The organism is Deferribacterota bacterium (assembly GCA_034189185.1).
Lineage (GTDB): Bacteria > Chrysiogenota > Deferribacteres > Deferribacterales > UBA228 > UBA228.
Window position 1 is genome coordinate 1 of the sequence record JAXHVM010000155.1, and the last position, 4,275, is coordinate 4,275.

Sequence of the window (4,275 nt, forward strand, 5' to 3'; positions counted from 1 at the left end):
CTTGTCATAAATATAAAATTAATAAAATTAGAAGATATAGTTAATATGTTAACAAATCTTTTGGGAAAATATTGATAGAGATTAATTATGAATCAAGGATTTAAGAAAGTAAAAGGTTTTAGAGATATATGGGGAAAGGATATCCCTTATTGGAATTTAATAGAACATAAAATATTTAAACTATTAAAGAATTATAATTATGAGGAAGTTAAGCTGCCAGTTTTAGAAAAGATAGAAGTTTTTAAAAAAGGGCTAGGTGATTCATCGGATATTGTTGAGAAAGAGATGTTTTCCTTTATTGATAAAGATGGCTGTCGCCTTGCTTTAAGGCCAGAGGGAACGGCATCAGTGGTTAGATTTTTTATTGAGAACAATCTCTATAATGAGAATAAAATACATAAATTTTATTATTATGGTCCAATGTTTAGGAGAGAAAAACCACAAAAAGGTAGATTTAGACAATTTTTTCAGGCTGGCGTAGAAGCAATTGGTAGTAGATCTCCTCTTTTGGATGCTGAGGTTATAAAACTAATCTCTGATTTTTTCGAACAATTTAGCAATATGATAAATTATAATATAGAAATTAATTCTGTTGGATGTTTAGATTGTAGGAAAGTGTATATAAATGAATTGAATAAATATTTAGAAACAAGAAAATTTCATCTATGCGAAAATTGTATTAACAAAATTAAGTTAAATCCTCTAAGGGTGTTTGATTGTAAGAATGATAGATGCAAGGAGATTTTAAAAAATGCACCTAATATAATGGATTATTATTGCCCAAGTTGTAAAATGCATTTTGATGATTTATTACAAAATCTTGAGCTTTATAATGTTAGTTATAAGATTAATCCTAGATTAGTTCGTGGACTTGATTATTATACTAATACGGCATTTGAAGTGATTAGTGATTTTGCTGGAGCACCTATTGCAATTGGAGCAGGTGGTAGATATGATGGACTAATTAAAAATATGGGAGGTCCAGATATTGCTGGGATAGGTTTTGCAATTGGTATTGATAGATTGGTAGATTTACTAAAAGAGTGTGGTATGTATACTGAGAAAGAGTTTTTAGTATTTGTGATATACCAGAGGTCAGAATTTATAAAACATGCTGTTGAATTAGCGCAAAACTTAAGGCAGGGTGGTATACCAACCTCAATTGATTATGATATGGTTAGTATTAAAAGCCAGTTTAAAATGGCCAATAAGCTTAATGTGGATTATGCAGTTGTGATAGGTGAAGATGAGTTAAATTTTGAATATTATACATTGAAAAATATGACTAGTGGGGAGCAAGTAAAAATAGAAAAAAATAATTTGCTCTCTTATTTAAAGAGAAATATGGAGGGAAAAATTGTTAACATTGTTAGGTGATTGGAAAAGAACAAATTATTGTGGTGAGATAAATAAGGATCATATTAATAAAAATGTTGTATTAATGGGATGGGTTCACAAAAGAAGAGATCATGGTGGTGTTATATTTTTAGATTTAAGGGATAGAACAGGTTTAGTGCAAGTTGTATTTAGTCCTGAAAATAAAGATAACTTTGCTTTGGCAGGGCAAATAAGAAATGAATATGTAATAGCTGTTAAGGGAGTGGTCAGAGAAAGGCCAGAAGGCACTATAAATCCTAAAATTAAAACGGGTTTTGTTGAGATAAATGGAGAACAACTAAAAATTCTTAATGATTCCCAAGTACCTCCTTTTATATTGGAAGATAAAACAAATGTTGGTGAAGAGATAAGGCTTAAATATAGGTATCTTGATTTAAGAAGGCAAAGGATGCAAAACAATATAATAATTAGAGATAAATTAACTTATTCAATTAGAGAATTTTTACACAATAATGGTTTTATTGATGTAGAAACACCTTTTTTAGCTAAAAGTACACCGGAGGGTGCAAGAGATTACTTGGTTCCAAGTAGAGTAAATCCTGGTAAATTTTATGCACTGCCGCAGTCTCCTCAAATCTTTAAGCAATTATTAATGATATCTGGGTTCGATAAATATTATCAAATAGTGCGATGTTTTAGGGATGAAGACTTAAGAGCAGATAGACAACCAGAGTTTACACAGTTGGATATGGAGATGTCTTTTATAGATAGAGAAGATCTCTTGCAATTATTAGAAAAGATGTTTAAAGAGGTATTAAAAAAAGTTTTTAATATAGATGTAGATTTGCCCTTTCCACGAATAACATACGAAGAAGCTATAGATAAATATGGTACTGATGCACCAGATGTACGATTTGGTTTATATTTAAAAACTTTAGATGATATTGTAAAAGATTGTAACTATAATACTTTTAAAAGAGCTGTAGAAGAGGGTGGTACTGTTAGGGGAATAAATCTAGAAGGCGCAAATTTTAGCAGAAAAGATATAGATAATATAAATAATTTAGTGTTATCTATGGGTGGTAGTGGTATTGCTTATATAAGGATTACAAACAAAGGCATATCTTCTCCCCTCTCAAAATATTTAGGAGACAATATTATAGAGAAAATAGTTGATATCTTTGGCGGCAAAGAAGGTGATATTATTTTTATTATGGCAGGGGAAAAGGGTTTAGTTAATCTAGCCCTTTCAAAGATTCGTATTGATTTTGCTAAAAGAAAATCTTTGATCAAGGATAATGAATATGCTTTTATATGGGTGCTTGATTTTCCTCTATTTGAATATAATAAAGACGAGGGAAGATACGAGGCAATGCACCACCCTTTTACATCACCTCTAGATGAGGATTTAGAGTATTTTGATAAAGATCCATCTAAAATAAGGGCAAAGGCTTATGATTTGGTGATGAATGGTGTTGAAATTGGCGGTGGTAGCATAAGGATTCATAGAAGTGATATTCAAAACAAGATGTTTGAAACACTTGGTTTAAGTGATGAGGACATAAAGAGAAAATTTGGTTTCTTTATTGATGCTTTGAAATATGGTACACCGCCACACGGCGGGATAGCTTTTGGTTTAGATAGGATAACTGCGATTTTAACACATTCTGATTCAATTAGAGATGTCATAGCCTTCCCTAAAACGCAGAAAGCTGTATGTTTAATGACTTCAGCCCCATCTGAGGTTGATGAAAAACAATTAAAAGAACTAAATATTAAGCTTGATTTATAAAGTTTTGTTGACTAAAAAAAACTTATAAGCTAATATATAATCAAAAGTGAATAATATTGTATTAAATAAAAAAGGAGGTTTAGAAATGGGGAAAGTTTTTAAGTGTGTGGTAATGATGCTTGTTGTTGCAACGTTTATCTACTCTTGTGCAAGGGCTCCAATTGAAAAGTTTGCTGATACTAAAGCAGCACTAGAAGCAGCAAGGCGCGCTGGAGCTGAGGCATGTGCAAAAAAGGAGTTTAGGGAAGCTGAAAAAGCTTATAAAGAAGCTGAAGAGTTATTGAAGACTGCAAATGTATGTTCACCCAACCCAATAGCAAAATCTGTAGCTGAAAGTGCAGAGTCAGTAAAAGATGTCAGTAAAGAGGAGAAAGATTGTATTCCACAGGATGAACTCTATAGAAAGGTAGAGTCTAAATTAGTGTATGCTCAAGGCAAAGCTAATGAAGCGAAAAACATAGCTCTTAATGCATCGAGAAAATGCAACACAATTAAATCAAGATTATCAGAGATTAATGATGAAATTCTTACAATCAAAAAAGATCTTATAGAAGCTGGTAAAGTAAATGATTTAGACATGTTAATGGATAGGTATAATGAAGTAGAGGGGTATTTACAAGAATGTAGTTGTGATGAAGCACAAACTGCAATGAGTGAATTGGTTTCAATGTTAAATAGGACAAAAGAAGCATTGGCAGCAGGAACAGCTGTTGTAAAAGCTGAAAAACCTGAAAAAGTAATGGCTACTGCTGAGGCAAGAGAGTATAAAGTTAAAAAAGGCGATTGTCTTTGGAGGATATCTGAAAAAGAGTATCTAAATCCATTTATGTGGCCATTGATATACTGGGCAAATAAAGCCAAGATAAAAGATCCTGATTTGATATATCCAGGGCAAATATTTAAGATTGAAGAAGATTATACTAGCAGTGAAAAAGATAGGGCAATAAGAAAAGCTAAGACGAGAGGTCCATGGTCATTGTTTGATGGTAAATAATTAAACAATGTTATAGGAAATTATATAATAGTGATAAAGGCTCCCTAAAGAGGGAGCCTTTTTTTGCAAAGAAATAAATGTATTAGAAATCATAATTTTAAGTAAATAAATTGTTAAATGGGTAGAATATTCAAAATATGTGTTGAAAAAT

3 protein-coding genes are annotated in these 4,275 nt (G+C 31.4%); all 3 read left to right on the forward strand.

What is annotated here, in order from left to right; all coding sequences use genetic code 11:
* The first annotated feature begins 87 nt into the window (after positions 1–87).
* Positions 88–1,377: a histidine--tRNA ligase gene (gene hisS, locus SVN78_08870; protein ID MDY6821716.1), complete on the forward strand. Its 1,290-nt coding sequence runs from the start codon at positions 88–90 to the stop codon at positions 1,375–1,377.
* Positions 1,358–3,130: an aspartate--tRNA ligase gene (gene aspS / locus SVN78_08875; protein ID MDY6821717.1), complete on the forward strand. Its 1,773-nt coding sequence runs from the start codon at positions 1,358–1,360 to the stop codon at positions 3,128–3,130. The genes hisS and aspS overlap by 20 nt, the downstream gene beginning before the upstream one ends.
* Before the next feature lie 85 nt (positions 3,131–3,215).
* Positions 3,216–4,124, forward strand: coding sequence for a LysM peptidoglycan-binding domain-containing protein (locus SVN78_08880; protein MDY6821718.1), 909 nt, complete (start codon positions 3,216–3,218; stop codon positions 4,122–4,124).
* Positions 4,125–4,275: the final 151 nt, after the last annotated feature.